The following is a 24,495-nucleotide window of genomic DNA, read 5'->3' as shown; positions in this document are numbered from 1 at the left end:
GACGCCCGCCATGAGCACCGCACGACTGTCCGCGGCGCAAAGCGAATCCCTCGAAACCCTAGTTCGGGAATCGCTTGCCCCGCAGGCGCAGGCCATCGACCGCGAAGGCCTGTATCCCCACGAATTCCTCCATGCCTTCGGGCGCCTGGGCGGTTTCTCAGCCGCCATCCCCCGGGCCCATGGGGGCCAAGGCCAGGGCTTGGCCGCGCAGATCGAAGCGATCGCCCTGGTCGGCCACGCCTGTGGCTCGACGGCCTTCCTCGCCTGGTGCCAATCGGCCTGCGCCTGGTACCTGCTGCACTCGTCCAATGCGGGTCCGCGCGAGCGCTATCTGCGTCCGATCGCCGCCGGCGAACTGCTGGCGGGCACCGGCATGTCGAACGCGGTCAAGCACCTGGCCGGCATCGAGCGCATCAACCTGCGCGGACGCCGCGAGGGCGACGGCTACCGCGTCAGCGGCTCGCTGCCCTGGGTGTCCAACATCGGCGAAGGCCACCTGATCATCGTCGCCGCCCAGGTCGAGAACGACGGCTACATCATGTTCGCCGTGCCTCCGGGCACGCCCGGCCTGATCCTGCACGACTGCCCGGATTTCGCGGGGCTGGCGGGCTCGGGCACTTTCAACGTGCGCCTCAAGGACGCCTTCATCCCTGCGCACGACGTCATCGCCCACCCGGCGCAATTCAAAGACTACATCCTGCGGATCAAGCCCGGCTTCGTGCTCACGCAGATCGGCATCGGCCTGGGGATCGCCGAAGCCTGCCTGCGGATCATCCGCGAGAGCAACGGAGCGCTCGGCCACGTCAACAGGTTCCTGGACGATCAGGCCGGGACGCTGGAGGCCGAGCTGCAAGGGCTGCGGGATGCCGCCGGCGCGCTGGCGGATCTGGATGCCGCGGCCCGGCCGCTGGACATCCTGCGCGCCCGGGCGCACGCCTCCGAGCTGACCCTGCGGGCGGCGCAATCCGCCGCCTTGCACGCCGGCGCCAAGGGCTATCTGATGCGCCACCCGGCCCAGCGCCGCTTGCGCGAGGCCCTGTTTGTCGCCATCGTCACCCCGGCCCTCAAGCACCTGCGCAAGGAAATCCATGCGCTAGAAGAACAGCAAGCCGCCTGACGCCATGGACACGCTGTCGATCGACCCTGCACGCTCCGGCGCGCACGTGCACGCCGCGCTGTTGGAGGCCCGGGACATCGTCCTGAGCTACCCACGACCGCACGATGCGCCTCTGATCGTGCTGCACGAATTCTCGCTCGCCTTGCGGCGCGGCGAAATCGTCGCGATCCTGGGCCCCAGCGGCGTGGGCAAGTCCTCGCTGCTGCGCGTGCTGGCCGGCCTGCAGAAGGCCGAGCGCGGTCAAGTCCAGGTCGATGGCCAGGTCCTGCGCGGTCCGCACCCACGGCTGGGGTTCGTGTTCCAGGACCCCAGCCTGCTGCCCTGGCTGACCCTCGAGGAGAACGTCGGCTTCGGGCTGGACTTCAAGCACCAGCCTGTCCTGGACGCCGCGCAGCGGGCCAGGCGCACCGACCGCGCCATCGCCGAGGTGGACCTGGTCACGGCGCGCAAACGCTATCCGGATGAGCTTTCGGGCGGCATGGCCCAACGCGCGGCGCTCGCCCGCACGCTGGCGCGGGAGCCCGAGATCCTGCTGCTGGACGAACCCTTCAGCGCTCTGGACGAAGTGACCCGCGAGGAAATGCAGGGCCTGCTGCTGCGCATCAACCAACGCCACGGCACGGCTGCGATCCTCGTCACCCACGACATCGACGAAGCCTTGATCCTGGCCGACCGCATCCTGCTGATCAGCGGGCAACCTGGTCGCCTGATCGCCCAATGGGCGATCGATCAGCCGCACCCCCGTGACGAGGTCGACCCGCGCCTGACCGCGATCCGCATCGAAATCGTCCAGAAACTGCGCGCCACGCGCCCAACCCGAAGAACCTGAAACCACAAAGAACCCGAAACCAATGAAACTGCTCGATCTGTGCTGCGGCCCCGAAGAGGGCACCCTGGCGCGCCGCCGCCAATTCCTGAAACTGTCATCGCTGTTCACCGTTGCCGGCGCCCTGCCCCTGCTGCAGGCGGGCCGCGCGGCGCGCGCCGCCGAGCCCGACGCACCCGTGCGCATCGGCTACCTGCCCATCACGGACGCCACGCCGCTGCTGGTCGCGCACCACAACAAGCTGTTCGAGGCGCAGGGCCTGCAAGTCGAAAAGCCGCGGCGTTTTCGTAGCTGGTCGCAGATCGTCGAGGCCTTCCTCGCGGGTCAGGTGAATCTGGTGCACCTGCTCATGCCGATGACGATCTGGTCGCGCTACGGCAGCCGCTCCCCCGCCAAGGTGGTGGCCTGGAATCACATGGAGGGATCCTGCCTCACCGTCCTGCCCGATATCGGCAAGATCGAGGACCTGGGCGGCACCACCGTTGCCATCCCGTTCTGGTATTCGGTCCACAACATCGTCCTGCAGCGCATCCTGCGGCATGCCGGGCTGGAGTCCATCAGCGAAGGCGAACCCGGCGCCAAGCAGGTGAAGCTCGTGGTCATGTCGCCGGGCGACATGCTGCCGGCCCTCGGGTCGCGCCGCATCTCGGGTTACATCGTGGCCGAACCCTTCAATGCCATGGCCGAACTGCTCAAGGTCGGCAAGGTCTGGCGCTTCACGGGCGATGTCTGGCGCAACCACGCCTGCTGCGTGGTGACCATGCACGAGCGCGATCTGCAAGAGCGCCCCGACTGGTCGCAAAAGGTCGTCAACGCCATCGTCCAGGCGCAGATCTGGACGCGCGGCCATCGCGCCGAGGCGGTGGACATCCTGTCGCGCGACAACGCCGCCGACTACACGCCACACACCCGCGAGACGCTGGGGCGGGTGCTGTTGCCCTCGGCCGAACTGGACGCGGAATACGCCAGAACCGGAGCCATCCGCCACCCCGATTGGCGGGAAAAACGCATCGATTTCCAGCCCTACCCGTTCCCGAGCTATACCGAAAAGCTGGTTGAACTGCTGAAGACGACCTACGTTCTGGGCCGCAACGATTTCCTCCAGGAATTGGACCCGGCCTTTGCAGCTCGCGATCTGGTCGACGACCGCTACGTCAAGCAGGCGATCCAGGCGGCCGGCGGCATGGCCACCTTCGGGCTGCCTGAATCCTTTACCCGCACAGAAACCTTCTCGGTGACCTGATGAACAGCCGAATAGCCGCCCTTCCCATCCGCCGCCGCCTCGCCCTGAGCGCCTGCGGCCTGCTGGCCCTGCTGATCCTGTGGGCCGGCGGTATCGCCCTGATGGGCCAGGACCAGGGCATGGCGCGTCTGTTCGGGCCGGGCATGGCGCTCTCGAGCCTGAGCGACCTGATCATCGGCAATGAGCTGACCGTGCACACGCTGGTGAGCCTGCGCCGGGTCGCGGTCGGCCTGTTCTGGGCCCTGCTGTTCGGCATCCCCATCGGGCTGGCCATCGGGTCCTCGCGCAAGCTCGAATCGGGCACCAGCGGGGCGTTCCAGTTCCTGCGGATGATCTCGCCACTGTCCTGGATGCCGATTGCCGTCATGCTGTTCGGCATCGGCGATGCGCCGATCTACTTCCTGCTGAGCTTCGCCGCGGTCTGGCCCATCATCCTGAACACCAGCGCCGGCGTGCGGCAGCTCGATGCCCGCTGGCTGATGCTGGCCCAAAGCCTGAGCGCCACCCGCCGCGAAATCCTCTGGCGCATCGTGCTGCCGGGCTCGATGGCCCACATCCTGACGGGCTTGCGCCTGGCCATCGGCATCGTATGGATCATTCTCGTGCCCTGCGAGATGCTGGGCGTCAGCTCGGGCCTGGGATACTTTATTCTGGATACCCGCGACCGCCTGGCCTACTCCGAGCTGATGGCCGTGATCGTGCTGATCGGCGCGCTGGGCTTCATGCTGGATACCGTTGCGCAAAAGCTGCACCGGCGCTGGGCACGCGGGCGCTAGTCGAGGATCTCGAGCTTTGCCACGCCCAGGGCCAGGGTCTTTGCGCCCGCATCGCGGAACTCGATCCGGGCCTGGGCTTCCTGCCCCGAGCCGCTGAGGCTCACCACGATCCCCTCGCCGAAGCGGGCATGGCGCACGCCCAGGCCGACGCGAAAACGCTGATCGCCCACCATCACCCCGCTCGAGGCCGTGCGCGGCTCGCGCGGCGCAAAGGCGCTGCCGCCCTCGGCATGCCAGCCCGCACCGCGCCGGAACGCCCCGCTCCAGGCGGGCCGATCGGACGTCTGGCGCGCGCGGGGCGTGAGCCATTTCAGGTGCCCCTCGGGAATTTCCTCGAGAAAACGCGAGCGCATGGCATAGCGCGTCTGGCCGTGCAGCATGCGGCTCTGGGCCAGGGTCAGCGTCAAGCGCTCGCGCGCGCGGGTGATGGCCACGTACATCAGGCGGCGCTCCTCCTCGAGGCCCCCCGCATCGAGCAGGCTGTTCTCGTGGGGAAACAGGCCTTCTTCGAGGCCCGTGATGAATACCACGTCGAATTCCAGCCCCTTGGCCGCATGGACCGTCATCAACTGCACCGCGTCCTCGCCGGCCTGGGCCTGGTTGTCGCCGGCCTCGAGCGAGGCGTGACTGAGGAATGCCGCCAAGGGCGACATGACGGCGGGCGGTGGTTCCGCCCCGGGCCCGAAGGCCGGATCCGCGGCAAGAGCAGCCGCATCCGGTGAGAGGCGCGCGCCGCCCCCGGTATCGGGAATGCGGCCGGCCGCCAGGCCCTGAACACCTTCCTCGGCAACGAAGGCCGCGGCCGCATTGACCAATTCCTGCAGGTTGTCCAGCCGGTCCTGGCCCTCGCGATCCGCGCGGTAATGCGCCTCGAGCCCACTGTGATGCACCACGTGGCCGATGAGCTCGGGCAGGTCCAGGGACTGTGCCTCGTGCGCCATGCCCTGGATCAGGGCCGCGAAACGCGCCAGATTGGCGCCGCTCTTACCCGCCACATACGGCACCGCGCCGGCCAGGCTGACGCCATACTGTGCGGCCAGATCGGCTTGCTGCTCGAGCGTGCGCGCGCCGATGCCGCGCGCCGGCAAGTTGACCACCCGCATCCACGACGTGTCGTCGTGCGGATTGTCGATCAGGCGCAGATACGCCAGGACGTGCTTGACCTCCTGGCGTTCGAAAAAACGCTGGCCGCCATAGACGCGATACGGCACGCGCGCTGAAAACAGGGCGTGCTCGATGGGCCGGGACTGGGCGTTGCTGCGATAGAGCACGGCAATCTGGTGCGGCGCACGCCCCTCGCGGATCTGGGCGCGGATCTCGTCGACCAGCCATTGCGCCTCGAGGGCATCCGAGGCCTGCTCGACCACGCGCAGCGGCTCGCCCTCGGACTGTTCGGTCCAGAGGTTTTTGCCCAGGCGGTGGGTATTGTGCGCGATCAAAGCGTTGGCGGCGTCCAGGATGTGGCCGTGGGACCGGTAGTTTTGTTCGAGGCGGATCACATTGCCGAGCGCGTAGCGCTGCTCGAAATCGGCCATATTACCCACGTTGGCGCCGCGAAACGCATAGATCGACTGATCGTCGTCGCCGACCGCGAACACCGGGGTGTGCGCCCCGGCCAGCAGCATCAGCCAACGGTATTGCAGTACGTTGGTGTCCTGGAATTCGTCCACGAGGATGTGCTGGAAGCGGCGCTGGTAGTGTTCGCGGATCGGCGCCTCACGCTGCAGCAGCTCGTAGGCGCGCAGCAGCAATTCGCCGAAATCGACCACGCCCTCGCGCTCACATTGATCCTGGTAGCGTTGATACAGGTCCGCCAGACGACGGCCCTGTGGATCGCGTACATCCAGATCCTTGGGGCGCAGGCCGTCCTCCTTGGCGCCATTGATCATGCGCTGGACATCGCGCGGCGGGAAACGCTCATCGTCGATGCCCGCCGCCTTGATCATGCGCTTAATGGCCGAGAGCTGGTCGGCGCTGTCGAGGATCTGGAAGGTCTGCGGCAGGCCGGCGTCACGATGATGCGCGCGCAGCAGCCGATTGCACAGGCCATGAAAAGTGCCGACCCACATCCCGCGCGTATTCAGGGGCAGCAGCGCCGACAGGCGCGCGAGCATCTCGCGCGCGGCCTTGTTGGTAAAAGTCACGGCCAGCAGCCCATAGGGGCTGGCCTGCCCGGTCTGGATCAGCCACGCCATGCGGGTGGTCAGCACCCGGGTCTTGCCACTGCCGGCCCCGGCCAAGACCAGCGCATGCGCGGCCGGCTGCGTGACGGCCTCGCGCTGCCGCTCGTTCAGACCATCGATCATACGGCGTAGCGGCGCAGACGGAACGAGAATTGTTCGAGGCCCTCGATGCCGCTTTGCTGGGCGCGCAGGCACCAGGCGCGCAAGTCGGCGAGCAACTGCTCGCTGCTGGCGCTGGAGGACTCCCACAGGGCCGTGAGCTCGCCGCGCATCTGCACCAGAGTCGAGAGCGCCGGCGCCATGGCCAGGGCGCGATCGACCTCGGCGCGCTGCGCCGGCGCCAGGTCAGGGTCCTCGTGCAGCAGCCACTTGCGGCAGCGGCGCAGCAGCCGCCACTCGCCCTGGCGACGCCGGACACTGGCCAGCTCGCGGGCCACGGCCTTTTTCAGGACCCGGCTGTAGCGCGCCAGAACCTCGTAGCGATGGGCGATGATCCCCTGCAGATGCGCCGCGTCCAGCGACTCGATCGGCACGGCGCCGGCCGGTTGCAGGCGCAGGCGCGGCGCGACCCTGCGCACCCGCGCCAGGCCCACGGCCTGCAGCATGCGGATATATGTCCAGCCCAGGTCGAACTCATACCATTTGGTCGAGAACTTGGCCGAGGTCCCGTAGGCGTGATGGTTGTTGTGCAGTTCCTCGCCGCCGATCAGCAGCCCCCAGGGCGACACGTTGGTGCTGTCGTCCGGGCAGGCATAGTTGCGGTAGCCCCAGGCATGACCCAGGCCGTTGACGATGCCGGCCGCCCAGAACGGAATCCAGGCCATCTGGACCGCCCACACCGTCAGGCCGATCACGCCGAACAAGGCCAGATCGACAGTCAGCATGATCAGGATGCCCAGCAGGCTGTAGCGCGTGTACAACCGGCGCTCGAGCCAGTCGTCAGGCGTGCCGTGGCCAAAACGCGCCAAGGTCTCGGGATTGGAGGCCTCGGCGCGATACAGCTCGGCGCCGCGAAAGAACACCTGCGACAGGCCGAACACCGCGGGCGAGTGCGGATCCCCCTGGCGTTCGCACTTGGCATGGTGCTTGCGGTGGATGGCCACCCATTCCTTGGTCACCATGCCGGTGGTCAGCCACAGCCAGAATCGGAAGAAATGCATGACCGCCGGATGCAGATCCACGCCGCGGTGCGCCTGGCTGCGGTGCAGAAAAATCGTAACGGCCGCAATGGTGATGTGCGTCAACACCAAAGTGACCGCTATCAACTCCCAGGCGTTCAGGTGCAGCAGGCCGCCCTGCAGGAAGTGGAGAATCTCGTTCATGGCGATGGGCGTTGCCCCTGATGGATCGAAGTCATGATGAAAAGTGTAGCCCACCCCCGCCTGGCGCGTCAGGGGGATTAACGAGGATCGGATTGCGCGTCGGTCTCGGCGGCGGGGGCCGGATCGGGCTTGGCGCGCTGCATCACCGCGGCAAAGAACCCGTCGGTGCCGTGGCGGTCGGGCCGCAGGCGCAGGAACGGCCCCGCCATCCCCGGCACCGCATAGCGCTCTCCGAGGATGTCGTCGACCGCCAACAGGGAAAATTCGGGATGCTCGTCGAGGAAGGCGCGCACCTGTTCCTCGTTCTCCTCGGGCAGGATGCTACAGCTCGCATAGACCAGCCGACCACCCGGCATCACGCAGGCGGCGGCTTCGCGCAGGATGCGCGCCTGGGTCTGGCGCAACTGCTCGAGAGCCTCGGGGTGCTGGCGCCATTTCAGGTCGGGGTTGCGCCGCAATGTGCCCAGGCCACTGCAAGGCGCGTCGACCAGCACCCGATGCGCTTTGCCGTGCAGGCGGCGCACGCGCTGGTCCTTGTGCTCGGCAATGACCACCGGCGTGATGTTCGACAGGCCGCTGCGTGCGAAACGCGGTTTCGCGCGCGCCAGGCGCGCCGCCGAGACGTCGAAGGCGTACAGCCGGCCGGTCGAGCGCATGAGCGCGCCCAACAGCAAGGTCTTGCCGCCCGCGCCCGCACAGTAGTCGATGACCATCTCGCCGCGCCTGGGCGCCACCAACGCCGCCAGCAACTGGCTGCCTTCGTCCTGGACCTCGATTTCGCCGCGCTCAAAGGCCTTCCAGCGGTTGATCGGCGGGCGGCCCTCGATACGGATGCCCCACGGGGAATACGGCGTGGGCTGGGGCGCCCAGCGGGCCTCCGGGCCCTGGCTCCAGGCCGCGAGCAGCGCGGCGCGCTCGATCTTGAGCGGATTGACCCGCAAGTCCAGCGGCGCCGGCCGGTTGAGCGCCTCGAACAGCGCCTCGGCGTCCTCGAGGGCGGCGGTGCGTTCGACCAGCCAGTCGGGCAGGCTCAGGCGCACGGCGCCTGGCAACGCGCCCGTCTCGAAGGCGCGCACGTGATCCAGCCACGCACGTTCGTGCTCGTCCAGGCCGGTATCCAGCGTCTCACGCGGCCAGACCGAGGCCAGGCCAAGGATGGCGAGGCGGCGGGTCGCCGGCCCCTGCCCACTTTCGGCGAACTGGCGATAGCGGCGCAGGTGCCTCAAGACATCGAAAACCGCCTCGGCGATTTCGCCGCGGTCCCGGCCGCCCGCGTTGGGATGGGCCCGGAACCAACGAGACAGCACGGCATCGGCTGGATACGCCCATTGCAGCACCTCGCCGAGGACCTGGCGCACCTGCTCGATGCGCGCCGCCGCCACGACATAGGGACGGGCCGGCGCGCCCGCACGGGCGCCTTCGGAGGCGGGACGACGCCGCGGACGGCGCGACTGATCAGATTTGGTCATGGAATTCCTATCGGGACCGATACATCGGCAACGAGGCCCGCTGGACGGCCCCTACTCTGGACGGCCCTTAGGGTGTGAGGTCATGGGCCGTGAACGCGCGCCGCTCGGCGCCGGCCACTCGCACCAGGCCGTCGCCGCCGATCGAGACCTGCCGGCGGGCCAGCCAGGCCGCGACCTCGGTGTAGACGTGATGCTCGAGCGCCAGCAGGCGCCCCGCCAGCGCGTCGGCCGTATCGCCCGGCAGCACGGGGATCGCGCCCTGGGCGATGATCGGCCCGTGATCCAGCACAGGCGTCACGAAGTGTACCGTACATCCATGCCACTGGACCCCCTGCGCCAGCGCCTGGGCGTGGGTGTGCAGGCCCGGAAAAGCCGGCAGCAAAGAGGGATGGATATTGACGATGCGGCCCTCGAAGCGGCGGACCAGATCCGCTCCCAGCACGCGCATGAATCCCGCCAGCAGCACATAGTCGGGGGCGAGCTCATCGATGCGCTGAGCCAGCGCCTGGTCAAAGGCCTCGCGGCTATCGAACGCCCGGTGCGACAGCGTCTCGGCTGGAATGCCTCGAGAGCGGGCCCATTCCAGGCCGGCGGCATCCGGGCGGTTGGACAGCACCGCGCAGACCTCGGCGGGCAGTCCGCGCGCGGCGATGGCCTGAACGATGGCCTGCATGTTCGAGCCGCGGCCCGAAATCAGGATGAGGAAACGCACGGGGGATCCGGGTTGCTGCGCCAAGGTCTCGGCCTCCAACATACAATCAAGGCAAAATTGTAAACTCTTGCCTGTGAAATCCGCTCCCAGACTCTATCGCGGCTTGCCTCGACGCGACGCGACGGCGCCCAGCGCGCTGACCATCGGCAACTTCGACGGCGTGCACCGGGGCCATCAGGCCATCCTGGCCCACGTTCGCGACCAGGCTGCCCAACGCGATCTCGTGCCCAGCGTCATGACGTTCACGCCGCACCCACGGGCTTTTTTCGCCCGGCGGGGCCATCGGCCCGAGCTCATCCCCACCCAGATCAGCGCCCTGCGCGACAAGGTCGAGGCCCTGAGCGAGCACGGCATGCGCCAGATCGTCATCCTGCCCTTCCGGCAGCGCCTGGCCGACATGGCAGCCGAGGATTTCATCCGCCGCCTGCTGGTCGACGGATTGAACACGCGCTGGGTGCTGGTGGGCGAGGACTTCCGCTATGGTCGCCAGCGCAGCGGCGACATCGCGCTGCTGCGCCGGCTGGGCGACCTCCACGGTTTCGAGGTCCGCACCCTGGCCGACGTCGTCGATGGCCAGGGCCGGCGGATTTCCAGCACCGAGCTGCGCACCGCGCTGGCGGTGGGCAACCTCGAGCGCAGCGCCGAGCTGCTCGGCGCCGACTACCGGATCAGCGGACACGTGATCCACGGTCGCAAGCTCGGACGCGACCTGGGATTCCCGACCCTGAACCTGCGCGTTCCCGAGCCCTGCGCGGCGCGCTCCGGGATCTATGTCGTGCGCGTGCGCGGCCTGGGTCCCGACCCGCTGCCGGGGGTGGCCAGCCTGGGCGTGCGCCCCACCATCGCCTCGGACGGCCGTCTGCTGCTCGAGACACACATCCTCGATCGCCGCGTGGACGCCTACGGTAAACTGGTGCGCGTCGAATTCCTCAAGTTTCTGCGCGACGAGGAAGCCTTTCCCGACCTACCCACTCTGATCGCCGCCATTGAAAAAGATGCGCAAGGCGCTCGCGACCACTTCGCCTCCCATGGACTATAGAGACACTCTCAACCTCCCCGAATCACCCTTCCCCATGCGGGGCAACCTGGCCAAGCGCGAACCGGGATGGATCGCGGCCTGGGAGGAAAAGAAAGTCTACGCCGCCATCCGCGAAGCCGCTCGGGGACGCCCGAAATTCATCCTGCACGACGGGCCGCCCTACGCCAACGGCGACATCCACATCGGCCATGCCGTCAACAAGATCCTCAAGGACATCATCGTCAAGAGCCGCGACATGGCCGGCTTCGACGCGCACTACGTGCCGGGCTGGGACTGCCATGGCATGCCCATCGAAATCCAGATCGAAAAGAAATACGGCAAGCACCTGCCGGTGGCCGAGGTCCAGTCCAAGGCGCGCGCCTACGCCACCGAGCAAATCGAGCGCCAGCGCAAGGATTTCAAGCGCCTGGGCGTACTGGCTGATTGGGACCATCCCTACCTCACCATGAACCCCGGCAACGAGGCCGACGAGCTGCGGGCGCTGGCCGCGATCCTGCGCAAGGGCTATGTGTTCCGAGGCCTCAAGCCCGTGAACTGGTGCTTCGACTGCGGCTCGGCGCTGGCCGAGGCCGAGGTCGAGTACGCCGACCGCAAGGACCCTTCCGTCGACGTGGCCTTCGGCTTTGACGACCGCACGGCGATCGCGCGCGCCTTTGGCCTCGAGGGCGAGGTCGACGCCGGCGCCATCGTCATCTGGACCACCACCCCCTGGACCCTGCCCGCCAACCAGGCCCTGAACCTACACCCCGACCACGAGTATGCGCTGCTGCGGCTGGCGCAGCCCCGCGAGACGGGTCCACTGCTGATCGTCGCCGCCGAGCTCGCCGAGGCCTGCCTGAAACGCTGGGGGCTCGACGGCGAGATCGTCGCCACGGCGCCGGGCGAGCGCCTGGCCGGCCTGGCGTTCCGCCATCCGCTGCACGATGCCGATCCGGGCTACCGCCGCCTCTCGCCCATCTATCTGGGGGACTACGTGACGCTGGACTCGGGTACCGGGGTCGTGCATTCCGCGCCCGCGTACGGGGTCGAGGACTTCCAATCCTGCAAAGCCCACGGCATGGAGGACCACGACATCATCAACCCGGTGATGGGCAACGGCCACTACGCCGACAGCCTGCCGCTGTTCGGCGGCGAGCTGATCTGGGCGGCCAACCCGCGCATCGTCGAGGCCTTGCGGACGGCGGGCGCGCTGCTGCATACCGAGTCGCACACCCATAGTTACATGCACTGCTGGCGCCACAAGACACCCATCATCTACCGCGCGACCAGCCAATGGTTCGCCGGCATGGACCTGCGCCCCGATGGCGGCCCGAGCCTGCGCGAGCTGGCCTTGACCGGCGTGGACAACACGACCTTCTATCCTGCCTGGGGACGCGCGCGCCTGCACGCCATGATCGCCAATCGGCCCGACTGGACCCTGTCGCGCCAGCGCCAGTGGGGCGTCCCCATGGCGTTCTTCGTCCACAAGGAAACCGGCGAACTGCACCCGCGCACCGTCGATCTGCTCGAGCAGATCGCCCAGCGCGTCGAGCGCGCGGGCATCGAGGCCTGGCAGACCCTTGACCCTCGCGAACTGCTGGGCGACGAGGCCGACCAATACGAAAAGAACCGCGACACGCTGGACGTCTGGTTCGATTCCGGCACCACGCACGCCACGGTGCTGGGCGGTCGCGACCATCAGCTCAAGGGTTCGCACGCCGACGCGCTCGCCTGGCCCGCCGACCTCTACCTCGAGGGCTCGGACCAGCACCGCGGCTGGTTCCATTCGTCCCTGCTGACGGGTTGCATGCTGTATGGCCGACCGCCCTACAAGGCCCTGCTCACCCACGGCTTCGTGGTCGATGGCCAGGGCAAGAAAATGAGCAAGTCCGTGGGCAACGTGGTCTTTCCCCAAGAGGTCTCGGACACCCTGGGCGCCGAGATCCTGCGGCTGTGGACCGCCGCCACAGACTACTCCGGCGAGCTGTCGATCAGCAAGCAGATTCTCGACCGCGTTGTCGAGAGCTATCGCCGCATCCGCAATACCCTGAAGTTCCTGCTGGGCAACCTGGCCGACTTCGACCCGGCCGTGGATGCGCAGCCGATCGGCGAGCTACTCGAGATCGACCGCTATGCCCTGCAAATGACGGCGGCCATGCAGGCCGAGGTGCTGGCGAGCTTCGAGCGCTACGAATTCCACACTGCCGTCTCCCGCCTGCAGATTTTCTGCTCCGAGGACCTGGGCGCGTTCTACCTGGACATCCTCAAGGACCGGCTCTATACCACCGGCCGGGACAGCGCCGCCCGGCGCTCGGCGCAGACCGCGCTGCACCACATCACCCACGCGTTGCTCAAGCTGCTCGCGCCGATCCTGTCCTTCACCGCCGAGGAGGCCTGGGGCGATCTGCACGGCCAGGCCGCGACGACCAGCATCTTTACCGGCCTGTTCCACGAGGTGCCCGCCCTGGCGGACGCCCCGGAACTGGCCGCGCGCTGGACGCGCCTGCGCGAGATCCGCGCCGAGGCCATGCGCGAGATCGAGGCCGTGCGCACCCGCGGCGAAATCGGTTCGTCGTTGGCGGCCGAGCTCGATTTCCGCGCCTCGGGCGAGGACCTCGCGCTGCTCGAGAGCCTGGGCGACGACCTGCGCTTCGTCTTCCTGGTGTCGCGCGCCCAGGTCCATTCGGCTCCGGGCCCTCTGGCGATCGAGGTCCGCGCGACCGAACACGCCAAGTGCGCACGCTGCTGGCACCATCGTCCCGACCTCGGGCACGACGCCGGGCATCCCGAGCTCTGCGGCCGCTGCACCGACAATCTGTTCGGCGACGGCGAGCCGCGCAGCCATGCCTGAGCCCGGCCGATCCACGCGCGCGGCCCGGATGGCCGGGTGGCTGGCGGTCGCCGCCGTCCTGATTGCCCTGGACCAGGCCAGCAAATCGGTGATCACGGGCTGGCTGGCCTTCGGCGAGCGGATTCCGGTCCTGCCGGTATTCGATCTGACCCTGCTCTACAACACCGGCGCAGCGTTCAGCTTTCTCGCCGACGGCGGTGGTGGCCAGCGCTGGTTGTTCACCGGCATCGCGCTGATTGCCGCCATCGTCATCCTCCGGCTACTCTATACCCATGCGGGACAGCGCCTGTTCTGCGCATCCCTCGCCTGCATCCTGGGCGGCGCGCTCGGCAATGCGCTCGATCGCGTCATCCATGGGCACGTGGTGGACTTCCTGCTGTTCTACTGGCGGGACTGGTACTTTCCAGCCTTCAACATCGCGGATATTGCCATCACCTGCGGCGCAGGCCTGCTGATTCTCGACGAGGTCATGCAGTCCCGGCGGCGCAAGGCGGCCCACTGAACCACCGGAGGCATTCATGCTCGAACTCGCCGGCACTCGCATCGTACTGGGCCTGACGGGCGGCATCGCCTGCTACAAATCGGCCGAGCTGCTGCGCCGCATGCTGGATCAAGGGGCTCAGGTCGACGTGGTCATGACCGAGGCCGCCACGCACTTCATCACCCCGACGACCATGCAGGCGCTCTCCGGGCGCCCGGTGTACCGCGATCCGCTGGATGCGCGGATTCCGAACAGCATGGCGCACATCAATCTCACCCGCGGGGCGCACGCGGTCCTGATCGTGCCGGCCAGCGCCGATTTCATGGCAAAGCTCGCGCATGGCCACGCCGACGACCTGCTGTCGACGCTGTGCGTGGCGCGCGGCGACGTTCCGCTGCTGATCGCCCCCGCGATGAACCGCGAAATGTGGACCCACCCGGCCACCCAGCGCAATGCCGAGCAACTGCGCGCCGACGGCACGGTGCTGCTCGGCCCCGGCGAGGGGGATCAGGCCTGTGGAGAAACCGGCGAGGGCCGCATGCTCGAGCCCGGCCAGATTCTCGATGCGCTGGTCGCCCACTTCCAGCCCAAGGTGCTGACCGGCCGGCGCGTGCTGCTGACGGCCGGCCCGACCAGCGAGCCCATCGATCCCGTGCGGGTCATTACCAACCGTTCCTCGGGACGCATGGGCTACGCGGTGGCGCGCGCGGCCGCCGAGGCCGGCGCCACGGTCGAACTGATTTCGGGACCGACCGCCCTGCCCACGCCGGGCGGCGTGAGCCGCATCGACGTGAGCACCGCCGCGCAGATGCGCGCCGCCGTGATGGCCCGCGCCCCCGAGGCGGACCTGTTCATCGCCGTCGCGGCGGTGGCCGACTGGGCGGTGGCCGAGCCCTCGGCCACCAAGCTCAAGAAACAGGACGGCAAGCCGCCCGCCCTGTCCTTCGTCCAAAACCCCGACATTCTCGCCGAGGTGGCCGCCCTGGCCGATGGCCCATGGTGCGTGGGCTTCGCCGCCGAGACCGATCGACTGGACGAGCACGCGCAGGCCAAGCGCCAGCGCAAGGGGGTGCCGCTGATGGTCGGCAATCTCGCCCAGGACACCATGGATGCCGAATCCGCCCGCCTGGTGCTGTACGACGAGGCCGGCGCGCATCCGCTGGACAAGCAATACAAGCTGCACGCCGCGCGCGTGCTGATCCGTGAAATTGCGCGGCGCCTGCCCGCCTGACCCTCCTTTTCCCGTCAACCGCCCGGAACCCCATGCGATCCATCGCCCTGAAGATTCTCGACCCCCGAATGAAGGACTGTCTGCCGGCCTACGCCACGCAAGGCTCGGCGGGGCTCGACCTGCGCGCCTGCCTCGACGCGCCGCTCACGCTCGCCCCCGGCGACGCCGGCCTCGTGCCGACCGGCCTGTCCATCCACATCGCCGACCCGGCCTACGCGGGCATGATCCTGCCGCGCTCGGGCCTGGGCCACAAGCACGGCATCGTGCTGGGCAACCTGGTGGGCCTGATCGACTCGGACTATCAGGGCCCCCTCAAGGTCTCGGTCTGGAATCGTGGCGCGCAAGCCTACACCTTGCAACCCCTGGAACGCCTCGCCCAACTGGTGATCGTGCCGGTCCAGCAGGTGCGCTTCGACATCGTCGACGAGTTCCCCGACAGCGCCCGGGGCGATGGCGGCTTCGGCAGCACCGGCCGGGGCTGAGCAGGCCCTACGAGACCTCTTCCTCGCCCAGGTAGGCCGCGCGCACCTTGGGATCATCGATCAAACGCCGCGAAGGACCCGACAAAGTGATCTGGCCCGACTCCATGACGTAGCCGCGTGAGCTGATCTCCAGCGCCAGGCGCGCGTTCTGCTCGATCAGCAGAATGGTCACGCCCTCGGCGGCGATGGTGCGCACCACCTCGAAGACCTTTTCCACCATCAGGGGCGCGAGCCCCATCGAAGGCTCGTCGAGCAAGAGCAGCCGCGGCTTGGACACCATGGCGCGGCCCATCGCCAGCATCTGCTGCTCGCCGCCCGAGAGCGTGCCCGCCGACTGGCGGCGGCGTTCGGCCAAGCGGGGGAACAACTCAAAGACGCGTTCGATCGTGGCACGCACCTCGGCCTGGTCCTTGCGGGTGTAACCGCCGATGCTCAGGTTTTCTTCGATCGTGAGCTGGCCGAAAATCCCGCGCCCCTCGGGCACCATCACCAGACCCTCGAGGACCCTCTCGTGGACCGGCCGTCCGAGGATGGGCTGGCCGTCGTAGAGGATCTCGCCGCCCGCGGCCGGCACCAGACCGCAGATGGCGCGCAGGGTCGTGCTCTTGCCCGCGCCATTGGCGCCGATCAGGCTCACGAGCTCGCCCTGTCCGACGGCCAAGTCCAGGCCACGCACGGCGCGAATGCCGCCATAGGACACGTCGAGCTGGTGGATTTCCAGCAGATTCGAAGCAGTCATGCGGAATCTCCTTGGGCGGCCGCACCCGCCCCCAGATAGGCTTCGATGACTTTCGGATCGTGCTGCACGTCGGCGGGCCGGCCCTCGGCCAGCACCTTGCCGTATTCCAGCACCAGGACCCGGTCGCACAAACCCATGACCAGTTTCATATCGTGTTCGATCAGCAGCACGGTCACGCCGTCGGTGCGAATTTTCTCGATCAGGCGGCGCAGCACCATGGTCTCGGAGGCATTCATGCCCGCCGCCGGTTCGTCCAGGGCCAGGAGCATGGGCTCGGTGGCCAACGCACGGGCAATCTCGAGGCGGCGCTGGTCGCCGTACGGCAGCGAGCGCGCCATGTGGTTTGCCCGTTCGCCGATGCCCACGTAGTCCAGCAGTTCGCGGGCCCACGCCTCGATCGCGGCCTCCTCGTCCCGGGTGCGCCGGTTGCGCAAGACCGCGCCGAACACCCCGGCATGCGTGCGCACATGGCGTCCGATCATGACGTTCTCGAGCGCGCTGAGCGCCCCGAACAGGCGGATGTTTTGAAAGGTGCGCGCCATGCCGGCCTGGGCGATCTGGTGGGGTTTGAGGCGCGTAAACTCGCGGCCCATGAAATTGCAGGTTCCCGATTCGGGGATATAGAGGCCGGTCATCACGTTGAACAAGGTGGTCTTGCCCGCGCCATTGGGGCCGATCAGGCCGTAGATGTCGCCCTTGCGGATCGAAAAACTCACCTCGGACAGGGCCTGCAAGCCGCCGAAGCGCTTGCTCAACTTGTTGGCGACCAGCAGCAGGTCGCTGCCATGGCCGGGATTCTCGCGTTCCGCGGGCTTCATGCCCCACCCCCCGCATCGCGTCCGAGCTCGCGGCGCCGCACCGCCGAAGGCCACAAACCCGCCGGCCGGAAGATCATCACCAGCACCAGCGCAAATCCGAATATCAGCATGCGGATGCCGTCGGGATCCAGCACCACCTCGCCAAAAGCCGCCTGCTGCAGAGGCACGACCACGGCGCGCAACACCTCGGGAAAGATCGACAGCAGCAAGGCACCCAGGATCACGCCGGGAATATTGCCCATGCCGCCCAGCACCACCATGCACAACACGAGGATGGATTCGGTCAGGCTGAAACTCTCGGGGCTGACGAACCCCTGCATCGAGGCGAACATGGCACCCGCCAGCCCGCCGAAGGTCGCGCCCATCGAGAAGGCCAGCAGCTTGATGTTCCGGGTATTGATGCCCATGGCCTTGGCGGCGATCTCGTCCTCGCGCACGGCCTCCCAGGCGCGACCGATGCGGGAATTCTGCAGCCGCGCGCAGACGATCACGATCAGGATCGTCATCAGCAAGAGCAGGTAGTAGTATTTTTCCGGACCGGTGATGCGAAAACCCAGGATCTGCTCACTGCGTCCGAACGAGAATCCAGCCACGCTGAAGGGATCGACGCGGTTGATCCCCTGCGGGCCATTGGTGATGTTGATGGGGGCATCCAGATTATTCATGAAGATGCGCACAATCTCGCCAAAGCCCAGCGTGACGATGGCCAGATAGTCGCCGCGCAGCTTCAGCGTCGGGGCGCCCAGGACCGCGCCGAAAAACGCGGCCAGCACCAAGCCGGCCGGCAGGATCGCCCAGAACGGCAGGTGCAGGCCGAAATGCGGCGAGGCGAGCATCGCCCACACATAGGCGCCCACGGCATAAAAGGCGATGTAGCCCAGGTCGAGCAGGCCGGCAAAGCCCACCACGATGTTCAGCCCCAGCGACAGCATGACGTACAGCAGGGCGAAGTTCACGGTGCGCACCCAGCTCTGGCCATGCATGCCGAGCAGGAACGGCAGCACGGCCAGCACGACCCCGCACAAGGCGATGCCCAGCCAGACTTTGGGCGGCATGGATTTGCTTTGTGCCGTCATGCTCGGTCTCCCACGCGCTCGCCCATCAGGCCCGAGGGCCGGAACACCAGCACCAGGATCAGCACGATGAAGGAAAAGACGTCCTGGTAGTTGCTGCCGAACACCCCATGGGTCAGGTCGCCGATATAGCCCGCGCCCAGGGACTCGATGATGCCCAGCAGCAGTCCGCCCAGCATGGCCCCTCCCAGATTGCCGATGCCGCCAAGGACCGCGGCGGTGAAGGCTTTGAGACCCAGCATGAAGCCCATCGTGTATTGGGCCACCCCGTAGTAGGCCACCACCATGATGCCGGCGACGGCGGCAAGCGCCGAGCCGATCAGAAAGGCGGCCGAGATCACCGTGTTGATGTTGACCCCCATCAGCCCGGCGACCTCCTGGTTCTGCGCGGTGGCGCGCATGGCGGTGCCCAGGCGCGTGCGGTGCACCACGGCCATCAGGCCGGCCATGATCAACAGGGATCCCAGTACGATGATCAGTTGCAGCGTCGTCACGCGCGCGCCCATGAACTCATGGACGACGGGTTCGACGAGCCGCGGAAAACTGAGGTAGTTGCGGCCCCAAACCATCATCGCGATGTTCTGGATGATGATCGAGACGCCGATCGCGGTAATCAGGGCCGTCAGGCGCGGTGCGCGGCGCAGGGGCCGGTAGGCATAGCGCTCGGCCAGCCAGCCCAGGCCCATGCAGAACGGGACCGCGACGGCCACGGCGGCGGCCAGCAGGACCACCGGCGAGGCACCCGCCCAGGCGCCGCCGGCCAGACTGATCACCAGGGTGGTCGCCAGCATGGCGCCCACCATCACGACGTCGCCATGCGCAAAATTGATGAGACCGATGATTCCGTACACCATGGTGTAGCCGAGCGCCACCAAGGCATAAACGCTGCCCACGGTCACCCCGTTGATCAACTGCTGCAGGAGAATATCCATACGTATGTCCGAAACTGAAACGGGCCGGCAGCGCCCTCGCAATCCGCCGCATTGGGAGGGGGACGGAGGGCCCGGTCCAACGATTCGTCGGGAGCAGCGGGCGGCGGCCCCTCGTGGGGGATCGCGCGCCGCCCGGAATCGCGCTTAATTGGCGGCCTGGCTCACCATGCTCTTGAACATGGTCCATTTGCCATCCTTGACCAGATAGATGGTCACGGCGACTTCTTTGAGATCACCCTTGGCATCATAGGCGATGTGCTTGCTGGTGGCGCCGCTGCGCTTGAGGGCGGCGAGCTTGGGCAGATACTTGGCGGGATCCGAGGAGCCGGCTTCCTTCATGGCGGTGATCATGTTCCACGCGCCATCATAGGCGTAGGGCGAGTAGACGCCCGGCTCGGCCTTGAAGCGGGCCTTGTAGTCCTTGAGGAACTGCTCGCCGGACGCCATCGTGGTCAGGGGCACGCCGGCCAGAGAGGCGTAGGTACCGTTGGCCGCATCGCGCGCGAGCTTCAGGAAGGTCTCGCTGCGGGTCATCTCGCCCGACACCAGGGGCGCCGCGATCCCCAGCCGCGCCATCTGCCCGCGCATCGGGCCCGATTGGGCGTCCAGGCCACCAAAGAAAATCGCATCGGGCGCCTTGGATTTGATGTTAGTGAGGATCGCCGTAAAGTCCGTCGACTTATCGGTCGTGTACTCGCGCGCGATGATCTCGCCCCCTGCGGCCTTGACCGCCTTGGCCACCTCGTCGGCCAGCCCCTGGCCATAGGCCGTGCGGTCGTCGATCAAGGCGACTTTCTTGGCGCCCAGGTCCTTGACGATGAACTCTCCGTCCGCGGCGCCCTGCTGGGTGTCGCTGGTCATCATGCGAAAAGTGGTGTCATAGCCCTGCTGGGTGTATTCGGGCGACGTCGCCATGGCGATCTGCGGCAGGCCCGCATCGTTGTAGACGCGCGATGCCGGAATCGTCGTGCCCGAGTTGAAGTGCCCCAGCACGCCCTTGACGCCCTCGTCGACGATCTGCTGCGCCACCTGCACGGCGGTGCGCGGGTCGGCCTGATCGTCGCGCGAGACGAGCTCGAATTGGGCGGTCTTGCCGTCGAGCTGGATGTTCTGTTTATTGGCCTCCTCGAGTGCGAGCGTAAGGCCGTTTTTCATGTCCTCGCCGTAGTGGGCCTGCGGGCCGGTCAGCGGCGCCGCAAAGCCGAGCTTGACCACTTCGGTGTCGGCATGCGCCGGACCAAATACGAAACCGGCCAGTAGGGCCGCCGAGGTCGCCAGCAGCTTGAAGCGTGAGGTGGATAGCATGTCGTCAATCTCCTTGATGTCGGGTTCCCTTGGGCTTGTGGCCATCCCGGGCATCCCAGTTTACGCAAAAATACGCACGGCCTTCATGGCTTGTTACCATTTCCGGCCGCCACACGGCGCATGCCCTACCCGACCATCATCAGGCTGGCATTGCCGCCCGCGGCGGCTGTATTGACACAGATCGACACCTCGCGCACGAGCATCTCGAGCGAATAGGCGCCACCTGCCGACAATTCCTCGCTGCGCAGCCCCTGCACCGGGACGATCGGTCCTGGCCGGGCTGCAACGGCCTGGCTCAAGGCCAACAGGTCATCCCCGTCACCTTCGAACAGCACGGCCTGGAAATCCCCCTCGCTCACCACGTTCTCGCCCGCCAGGCCCACCGCCGCGTCGCGCACCTGCTCCTGAAAAGCGTGGCCCGCAGGGGTGTCGACAAACAGCACGCGATTGCCAGCGCGCCGACAGGCCTCGTACTGCGCCTGCGCGCCCGCCGGCGTCAAGGCGCGGCACAGCACGGTGCCGCGGGGCTTGAGGCGATAGACATTGCTCTCGCCGGTCGGTCCCGGCAGGACCCGTTCGGCGGTGTCGCCCCCGGGCACCCCATCGATGGGCAGGCCAACAGGCCCGCGCGACAGCAGCCGATGCAGGTACAGTGGGCCGCCCGCCTTGGGCCCGGTGCCCGACAGGCCCTCGCCGCCAAAGGGCTGCACGCCCACGGTCGCACCGACGATATTGCGGTTGACGTAGATGTTGCCCGCATTGATGCGCCCGATGATGTGCTGGATGGTCTCGTCCAGGCGGGTGTGCACCCCGAAGGTCAACCCGTAATGACTGCCGTTGATGTCCTCGAGCAAACTGTCCAGCGCCTCGCGGCGATAACGCAGCACATGAAGCACCGGTCCGAACACCTCGCGCTCGAGTTCGGAAATCTGTCCGATCTCGATCAGCGTGGGCGGCACGAATGTGCCGTTGCGCGTTTGGTCGCCGAGCTCGAGCTGATCGACCACGTGGCCGGACTCGCGCATGGCATGCACATGCTTCTCGATGTTGCCGCGCGCCTCGGCGTCAATGACGGGCCCGATGTCCGTGGACAAGAGCTCGGGGCGCCCCACACGCAGCTCGCGCATGGCGCCGCGCAGCATCTCCAATGTGCGGTCGGCGCAATCTTCCTGCACGCACAGCACGCGCAGCGCCGAGCAGCGCTGGCCTGCGGAGTCGAAGGCCGAGCCGAGCACATCGTAGACCACCTGCTCGGTCAAGGCGGACGAGTCCACGACCAGCGCGTTCTGGCCCCCCGTCTCGGCGATCAGCGGAATCACCTGGCCGCGCGAATCCAGGCGCTGCGCCAGCGTCGCCGCGATGTGTCGGGCGACCTCGGTGGACCCGGTGAACATGACCCCGCGCACGGCGGGATGGGCAACCAATTGTGCGCCCACGGTTTCGCCGCGCCCGGGCAGCAACTGCACCGCATCCGTCGGGACGCCGGCGCGCCGCAAGGCCGAGACGCCGAGGGCCGCGATCAGGCTGGTCTGCTCGGCCGGCTTGGCCAGCACCACATTGCCCGCCGCCAGCGCCGCGCTGACCTGGCCGATGAAGATGGCCAGAGGAAAATTCCACGGACTGATGCACAATACCGGGCCCAGCGGCCGATGGGTGTCGTTCGAGAAATCGCGCTCGATCTCGTCGCTGTAGTAGCGCAGAAAATCGACCGCCTCACGCACCTCGGCGATCGCATTGGGATAGGATTTGCCCGCCTCGCGCACGATCAGGCCGATGGCCGCCTGCATCTCGTCCTCGAGAATCTGGGCGGCCAGCCGCAGACACTGGGCGCGTTCGCCGACCGGCGTGGACTGCCAGATCGGCGCCGCGTATTCCGCGCGGGCCGTGGCGCGTTCGATATCCGCATCACCCGCCTCGACCACCCGGCCCACCACATCGCGGTGGTCGGCCGGATTGAGGACCTCGCGGGCGCGTTCCTCGTCCCAAACGCCGTCCGGCGCCGCGCGCCAATCCGTGGCGGCGCTGCCCAACAGTGCCGCCGACAAGGACCCCAGGCGGTGTTCGTTGCTCAGATCCAGGCCGGCTGAATTTAGCCGCCGCCCCTGCTCGCGGTACAGATCACGCGGCAGGGGAATGCGCGGATGCGGCGCACCCAGCGGCTGAATGCGGCGCGCCGCCTGGACCGGATCGATGATCAGTGTCTCGATGGGCACCTGTTCGTCGCCGATCTGGTTGACGAAGGACGTATTGGCGCCGTTCTCGAGCAGGCGGCGCACCAAGTACGCCAGCAGGGTCTCGTGCGTGCCCACCGGCGCATAGACACGGCAGGGCCGGTTGAGTTTGCCCTTGGCGACCGGCCCAACGACCTCCTCGTAGAGCGGCTCGCCCATGCCGTGCAGGCACTGGAACTCGTATTGGCCCGGGTAGTAGTTTGCCCCCGCCATGTGATAGATCGAGGACAGCGTCTGGGCGTTGTGCGTGGCGAACTGTGGATAGACAGCCTCGGGCGCTCCCAGCAGCTTGCGCGCGCAGGCCAGATACGATACGTCCGTATAGATTTTTCGTGTATACACTGGATAGCCTTCCAAGCCATCCACCTGCGCCCGCTTGATCTCGCTGTCCCAGTATGCGCCCTTGACCAGCCGGACCATCAGGCGATGCTTGCTGCGCCTGGCCAAGTCGATCACGTAGTCGATGACGACGGGCGCGCGCTTCTGGTAGGCCTGGATCACGAAGCCAATGCCGTTCCAGCCCGCCAGGAGGGGATCGAAGCACATCGCCTCGAGCAGATCCAACGAGAGTTCGAGGCGGTCGGCCTCCTCCGCATCGATATTCAGGCCGATGTCATAGCGCCGCGCAAGCGCCGCCAGCGCGATCATGCGTGGCAGCAGCTCGGCCATGACCCGGTCGCGCTGGGCACGCGAATAGCGCGGGTGCAGCGCCGAGAGCTTGATCGAAATCCCCGGGCCTTCGTAGATGCCGCGACCCTGCGACGCCTTGCCAATGGCGTGGATCGCCTGCTCGTAGGATTCATAATAGCGATCGGCGTCCTGCGCGGTGGTCGCCGCCTCGCCCAGCATGTCGTAGGAATAGCGAAAGCCGATTTCCTCGAACTTGCGGCTGTTGGCCAGCGCCGCCGAGATCGTCTGCCCTGTGACGAACTGCTCACCCATCAGGCGCATCGCCATGTTGACGCCACGGCGAATCAGGGGCTCACCGCCCTTGCCGATCAGCCGGGTCAGCGCCCTGGACAGTGTCTGTTCGCTGTTGACACCCACGAGCTTGCCCGTGACCAGCAGCCCCCAGGTGGCTGCATTGACAAACAGGGAGGGCGACTCGCCCACGTGCGAACGCCAGTCGCCACGGCTGATCTTGTCGCGGATCAGCGCATCCCGCGTCGCGCGGTCCGGGATCCGGAGCAAGGCCTCGGCCAGGCACATCAAAGCCACGCCTTCTTGGCTCGAGAGCGAGAATTCCTGGATCAGGGCCTCGACCCCCCCCGCCTTGCGCTTGCCGCGCAGCGCGGTGACAAGGCGGTGCGCCAGGGCCTGCACGGCCTGGCCATCGTCCTGGTTCGCGAGGTCGAGCAGCATCGGCATGCACTCGGGCTCGGGCCGGCGGTAGGCCGCTGTAATGGCCGAGCGCAGCACGGACTGGGGTTGTACCTCTTGGGCAAATTCGTAGAACGCCTGCGGACGCTCGGGCTCGGCCACCTCGCCAGCGGGTTCGTCACTCACCAGGTGGCTGACCTCGGCCGGCACCTGGCCCCGCTCGATCGCCTCGATATAGGACAACAGCGCCTGTTTGTGAAGCCAATGGGGCGTGCAGCCCAAGCCATCGGCGATCCGTCGCAGACGCTCGCGCAGCGCCTCATCAACCTTCACGCCCAGGGTAACGGTAGCCATAGGATCATCCAG

19 protein-coding genes are annotated in these 24,495 nt (G+C 67.3%); 9 read left to right on the top strand and 10 right to left on the bottom strand.

All coding sequences use genetic code 11. From position 1 onward, the window contains the following. Positions 1-10 precede the first annotated feature (10 nt). The 4 genes from ABS761_RS13735 to ABS761_RS13720 are packed head-to-tail and all read left to right on the top strand — an operon-like array spanning position 11 to position 3,962. The gene (locus tag ABS761_RS13735) at positions 11-1,117 is read left to right on the top strand and encodes an acyl-CoA dehydrogenase family protein (RefSeq protein WP_350408904.1); all 1,107 of its coding nucleotides are present in this window, start codon (positions 11-13) and stop codon (positions 1,115-1,117) included. A gap of 4 nt (positions 1,118-1,121) precedes the next feature. Beyond that, positions 1,122-1,946 (top strand): ABC transporter ATP-binding protein, encoded by an 825-nt coding sequence (locus ABS761_RS13730; RefSeq protein WP_350408903.1) that lies wholly within the window; start codon positions 1,122-1,124, stop codon positions 1,944-1,946. A 22-nt stretch (positions 1,947-1,968) separates the two neighbouring features. Further along, complete coding sequence (locus ABS761_RS13725) at positions 1,969-3,186, top strand: ABC transporter substrate-binding protein (RefSeq protein ID WP_350408902.1); 1,218 nt, start codon at positions 1,969-1,971, stop codon at positions 3,184-3,186. Further along, positions 3,186-3,962, top strand: a complete 777-nt coding sequence (locus ABS761_RS13720; protein ID WP_502881441.1) for an ABC transporter permease — start codon at positions 3,186-3,188, stop codon at positions 3,960-3,962. The genes ABS761_RS13725 and ABS761_RS13720 overlap by 1 nt, the downstream gene beginning before the upstream one ends. On the opposite strand, the gene ABS761_RS13715 is transcribed toward ABS761_RS13720, so the two are convergent. The 4 genes from ABS761_RS13715 to purN all read right to left on the bottom strand — a co-directional run bounded on the left by ABS761_RS13715 (position 3,959) and on the right by purN (position 9,690). Next, the gene (locus ABS761_RS13715) at positions 3,959-6,268 is read right to left on the bottom strand and encodes a UvrD-helicase domain-containing protein (RefSeq protein ID WP_350408901.1); all 2,310 of its coding nucleotides are present in this window, start codon (positions 6,266-6,268) and stop codon (positions 3,959-3,961) included. The two genes, ABS761_RS13720 and ABS761_RS13715, sit on opposite strands and share 4 nt — an antisense overlap. Then, on the bottom strand, positions 6,265-7,467 hold the full coding sequence (locus ABS761_RS13710) for a DesA family fatty acid desaturase (RefSeq protein ID WP_350408900.1): 1,203 nt from the start codon (positions 7,465-7,467) through the stop codon (positions 6,265-6,267). Before ABS761_RS13710 ends, ABS761_RS13715 begins: the two co-directional genes overlap by 4 nt. Positions 7,468-7,544: 77 nt before the next feature. Then, positions 7,545-8,936 carry an RsmB/NOP family class I SAM-dependent RNA methyltransferase gene (locus tag ABS761_RS13705; protein WP_350408899.1) on the bottom strand — a complete coding sequence of 464 codons (1,392 nt, stop codon included), beginning with the start codon at positions 8,934-8,936 and terminating at the stop codon, positions 7,545-7,547. A gap of 67 nt (positions 8,937-9,003) precedes the next feature. Then, positions 9,004-9,690: a phosphoribosylglycinamide formyltransferase gene (purN, locus tag ABS761_RS13700; RefSeq protein WP_350408898.1), complete on the bottom strand. Its 687-nt coding sequence runs from the start codon at positions 9,688-9,690 to the stop codon at positions 9,004-9,006. Positions 9,691-9,721: 31 nt separating this feature from the next. Here purN and ABS761_RS13695 point away from each other — a divergent pair, with 31 nt between their 5' ends. From ABS761_RS13695 to dut, 5 genes are read left to right on the top strand one after another with little or no spacing between them, the layout of a single operon-like run. Then, positions 9,722-10,687, top strand: coding sequence for a bifunctional riboflavin kinase/FAD synthetase (locus ABS761_RS13695; protein WP_350408897.1), 966 nt, complete (start codon positions 9,722-9,724; stop codon positions 10,685-10,687). Next, positions 10,644-13,517: an isoleucine--tRNA ligase gene (gene ileS, locus ABS761_RS13690; RefSeq protein WP_502881440.1), complete on the top strand. Its 2,874-nt coding sequence runs from the start codon at positions 10,644-10,646 to the stop codon at positions 13,515-13,517. The genes ABS761_RS13695 and ileS overlap by 44 nt, the downstream gene beginning before the upstream one ends. Beyond that, positions 13,510-14,019, top strand: coding sequence for a signal peptidase II (gene lspA / locus ABS761_RS13685; RefSeq protein ID WP_350408896.1), 510 nt, complete (start codon positions 13,510-13,512; stop codon positions 14,017-14,019). Before ileS ends, lspA begins: the two co-directional genes overlap by 8 nt. Positions 14,020-14,035: 16 nt before the next feature. Next, positions 14,036-15,229 (top strand): bifunctional phosphopantothenoylcysteine decarboxylase/phosphopantothenate--cysteine ligase CoaBC, encoded by a 1,194-nt coding sequence (coaBC, locus tag ABS761_RS13680; protein WP_350408895.1) that lies wholly within the window; start codon positions 14,036-14,038, stop codon positions 15,227-15,229. A gap of 32 nt (positions 15,230-15,261) precedes the next feature. Continuing rightward, positions 15,262-15,711, top strand: coding sequence for a dUTP diphosphatase (gene dut / locus ABS761_RS13675; protein ID WP_350408894.1), 450 nt, complete (start codon positions 15,262-15,264; stop codon positions 15,709-15,711). 7 nt (positions 15,712-15,718) lie between these two features. Here the strand turns inward: dut and ABS761_RS13670 are convergent, their stop codons facing one another. The 6 genes from ABS761_RS13670 to putA all read right to left on the bottom strand — a co-directional run bounded on the left by ABS761_RS13670 (position 15,719) and on the right by putA (position 24,483). Further along, the gene (locus ABS761_RS13670) at positions 15,719-16,450 is read right to left on the bottom strand and encodes an ABC transporter ATP-binding protein (RefSeq protein ID WP_350408893.1); all 732 of its coding nucleotides are present in this window, start codon (positions 16,448-16,450) and stop codon (positions 15,719-15,721) included. Further along, the gene (locus tag ABS761_RS13665) at positions 16,447-17,268 is read right to left on the bottom strand and encodes an ABC transporter ATP-binding protein (protein ID WP_350408892.1); all 822 of its coding nucleotides are present in this window, start codon (positions 17,266-17,268) and stop codon (positions 16,447-16,449) included. The genes ABS761_RS13670 and ABS761_RS13665 overlap by 4 nt, the downstream gene beginning before the upstream one ends. After that, complete coding sequence (locus tag ABS761_RS13660; RefSeq protein ID WP_350408891.1) at positions 17,265-18,344, bottom strand: ABC transporter permease subunit; 1,080 nt, start codon at positions 18,342-18,344, stop codon at positions 17,265-17,267. Before ABS761_RS13660 ends, ABS761_RS13665 begins: the two co-directional genes overlap by 4 nt. Further along, the gene (locus ABS761_RS13655; protein WP_502881443.1) at positions 18,341-19,195 is read right to left on the bottom strand and encodes a branched-chain amino acid ABC transporter permease; all 855 of its coding nucleotides are present in this window, start codon (positions 19,193-19,195) and stop codon (positions 18,341-18,343) included. The genes ABS761_RS13660 and ABS761_RS13655 overlap by 4 nt, the downstream gene beginning before the upstream one ends. A gap of 222 nt (positions 19,196-19,417) precedes the next feature. Further along, the gene (locus ABS761_RS13650) at positions 19,418-20,578 is read right to left on the bottom strand and encodes a branched-chain amino acid ABC transporter substrate-binding protein (protein ID WP_350408889.1); all 1,161 of its coding nucleotides are present in this window, start codon (positions 20,576-20,578) and stop codon (positions 19,418-19,420) included. A gap of 125 nt (positions 20,579-20,703) precedes the next feature. Further along, complete coding sequence (putA, locus tag ABS761_RS13645) at positions 20,704-24,483, bottom strand: trifunctional transcriptional regulator/proline dehydrogenase/L-glutamate gamma-semialdehyde dehydrogenase (RefSeq protein ID WP_350408888.1); 3,780 nt, start codon at positions 24,481-24,483, stop codon at positions 20,704-20,706. Between the last annotated feature and the right edge of the window lie 12 nt (positions 24,484-24,495).

This window comes from Castellaniella sp. GW247-6E4, assembly GCF_040276065.1.
Lineage (GTDB): Bacteria > Pseudomonadota > Gammaproteobacteria > Burkholderiales > Burkholderiaceae_B > Castellaniella.
Note: the sequence above shows the minus strand (reverse complement) of the source record. Positions and strands in the feature narration are given on the sequence as shown.

Coding starts and splice junctions, on each gene's coding strand:
- ABS761_RS13735 (WP_350408904.1), top strand. CDS start 11: ATGAGCACCGCACGACTGTCCGCGGCGCAAAGCGAATCCCTCGAAACC.
- ABS761_RS13730 (WP_350408903.1), top strand. CDS start 1,122: ATGGACACGCTGTCGATCGACCCTGCACGCTCCGGCGCGCACGTGCAC.
- ABS761_RS13725 (WP_350408902.1), top strand. CDS start 1,969: ATGAAACTGCTCGATCTGTGCTGCGGCCCCGAAGAGGGCACCCTGGCG.
- ABS761_RS13720 (WP_502881441.1), top strand. CDS start 3,186: ATGAACAGCCGAATAGCCGCCCTTCCCATCCGCCGCCGCCTCGCCCTG.
- ABS761_RS13715 (WP_350408901.1), bottom strand. CDS start 6,268: ATGATCGATGGTCTGAACGAGCGGCAGCGCGAGGCCGTCACGCAGCCG.
- ABS761_RS13710 (WP_350408900.1), bottom strand. CDS start 7,467: ATGAACGAGATTCTCCACTTCCTGCAGGGCGGCCTGCTGCACCTGAAC.
- ABS761_RS13705 (WP_350408899.1), bottom strand. CDS start 8,936: ATGACCAAATCTGATCAGTCGCGCCGTCCGCGGCGTCGTCCCGCCTCC.
- purN (WP_350408898.1), bottom strand. CDS start 9,690: ATGTTGGAGGCCGAGACCTTGGCGCAGCAACCCGGATCCCCCGTGCGT.
- ileS (WP_502881440.1), top strand. CDS start 10,644: ATGCGCAAGGCGCTCGCGACCACTTCGCCTCCCATGGACTATAGAGAC.
- lspA (WP_350408896.1), top strand. CDS start 13,510: ATGCCTGAGCCCGGCCGATCCACGCGCGCGGCCCGGATGGCCGGGTGG.
- coaBC (WP_350408895.1), top strand. CDS start 14,036: ATGCTCGAACTCGCCGGCACTCGCATCGTACTGGGCCTGACGGGCGGC.
- dut (WP_350408894.1), top strand. CDS start 15,262: ATGCGATCCATCGCCCTGAAGATTCTCGACCCCCGAATGAAGGACTGT.
- ABS761_RS13670 (WP_350408893.1), bottom strand. CDS start 16,450: ATGACTGCTTCGAATCTGCTGGAAATCCACCAGCTCGACGTGTCCTAT.
- ABS761_RS13665 (WP_350408892.1), bottom strand. CDS start 17,268: ATGAAGCCCGCGGAACGCGAGAATCCCGGCCATGGCAGCGACCTGCTG.
- ABS761_RS13660 (WP_350408891.1), bottom strand. CDS start 18,344: ATGACGGCACAAAGCAAATCCATGCCGCCCAAAGTCTGGCTGGGCATC.
- ABS761_RS13655 (WP_502881443.1), bottom strand. CDS start 19,195: ATGGTGTACGGAATCATCGGTCTCATCAATTTTGCGCATGGCGACGTC.
- ABS761_RS13650 (WP_350408889.1), bottom strand. CDS start 20,578: ATGCTATCCACCTCACGCTTCAAGCTGCTGGCGACCTCGGCGGCCCTA.
- putA (WP_350408888.1), bottom strand. CDS start 24,483: ATGGCTACCGTTACCCTGGGCGTGAAGGTTGATGAGGCGCTGCGCGAG.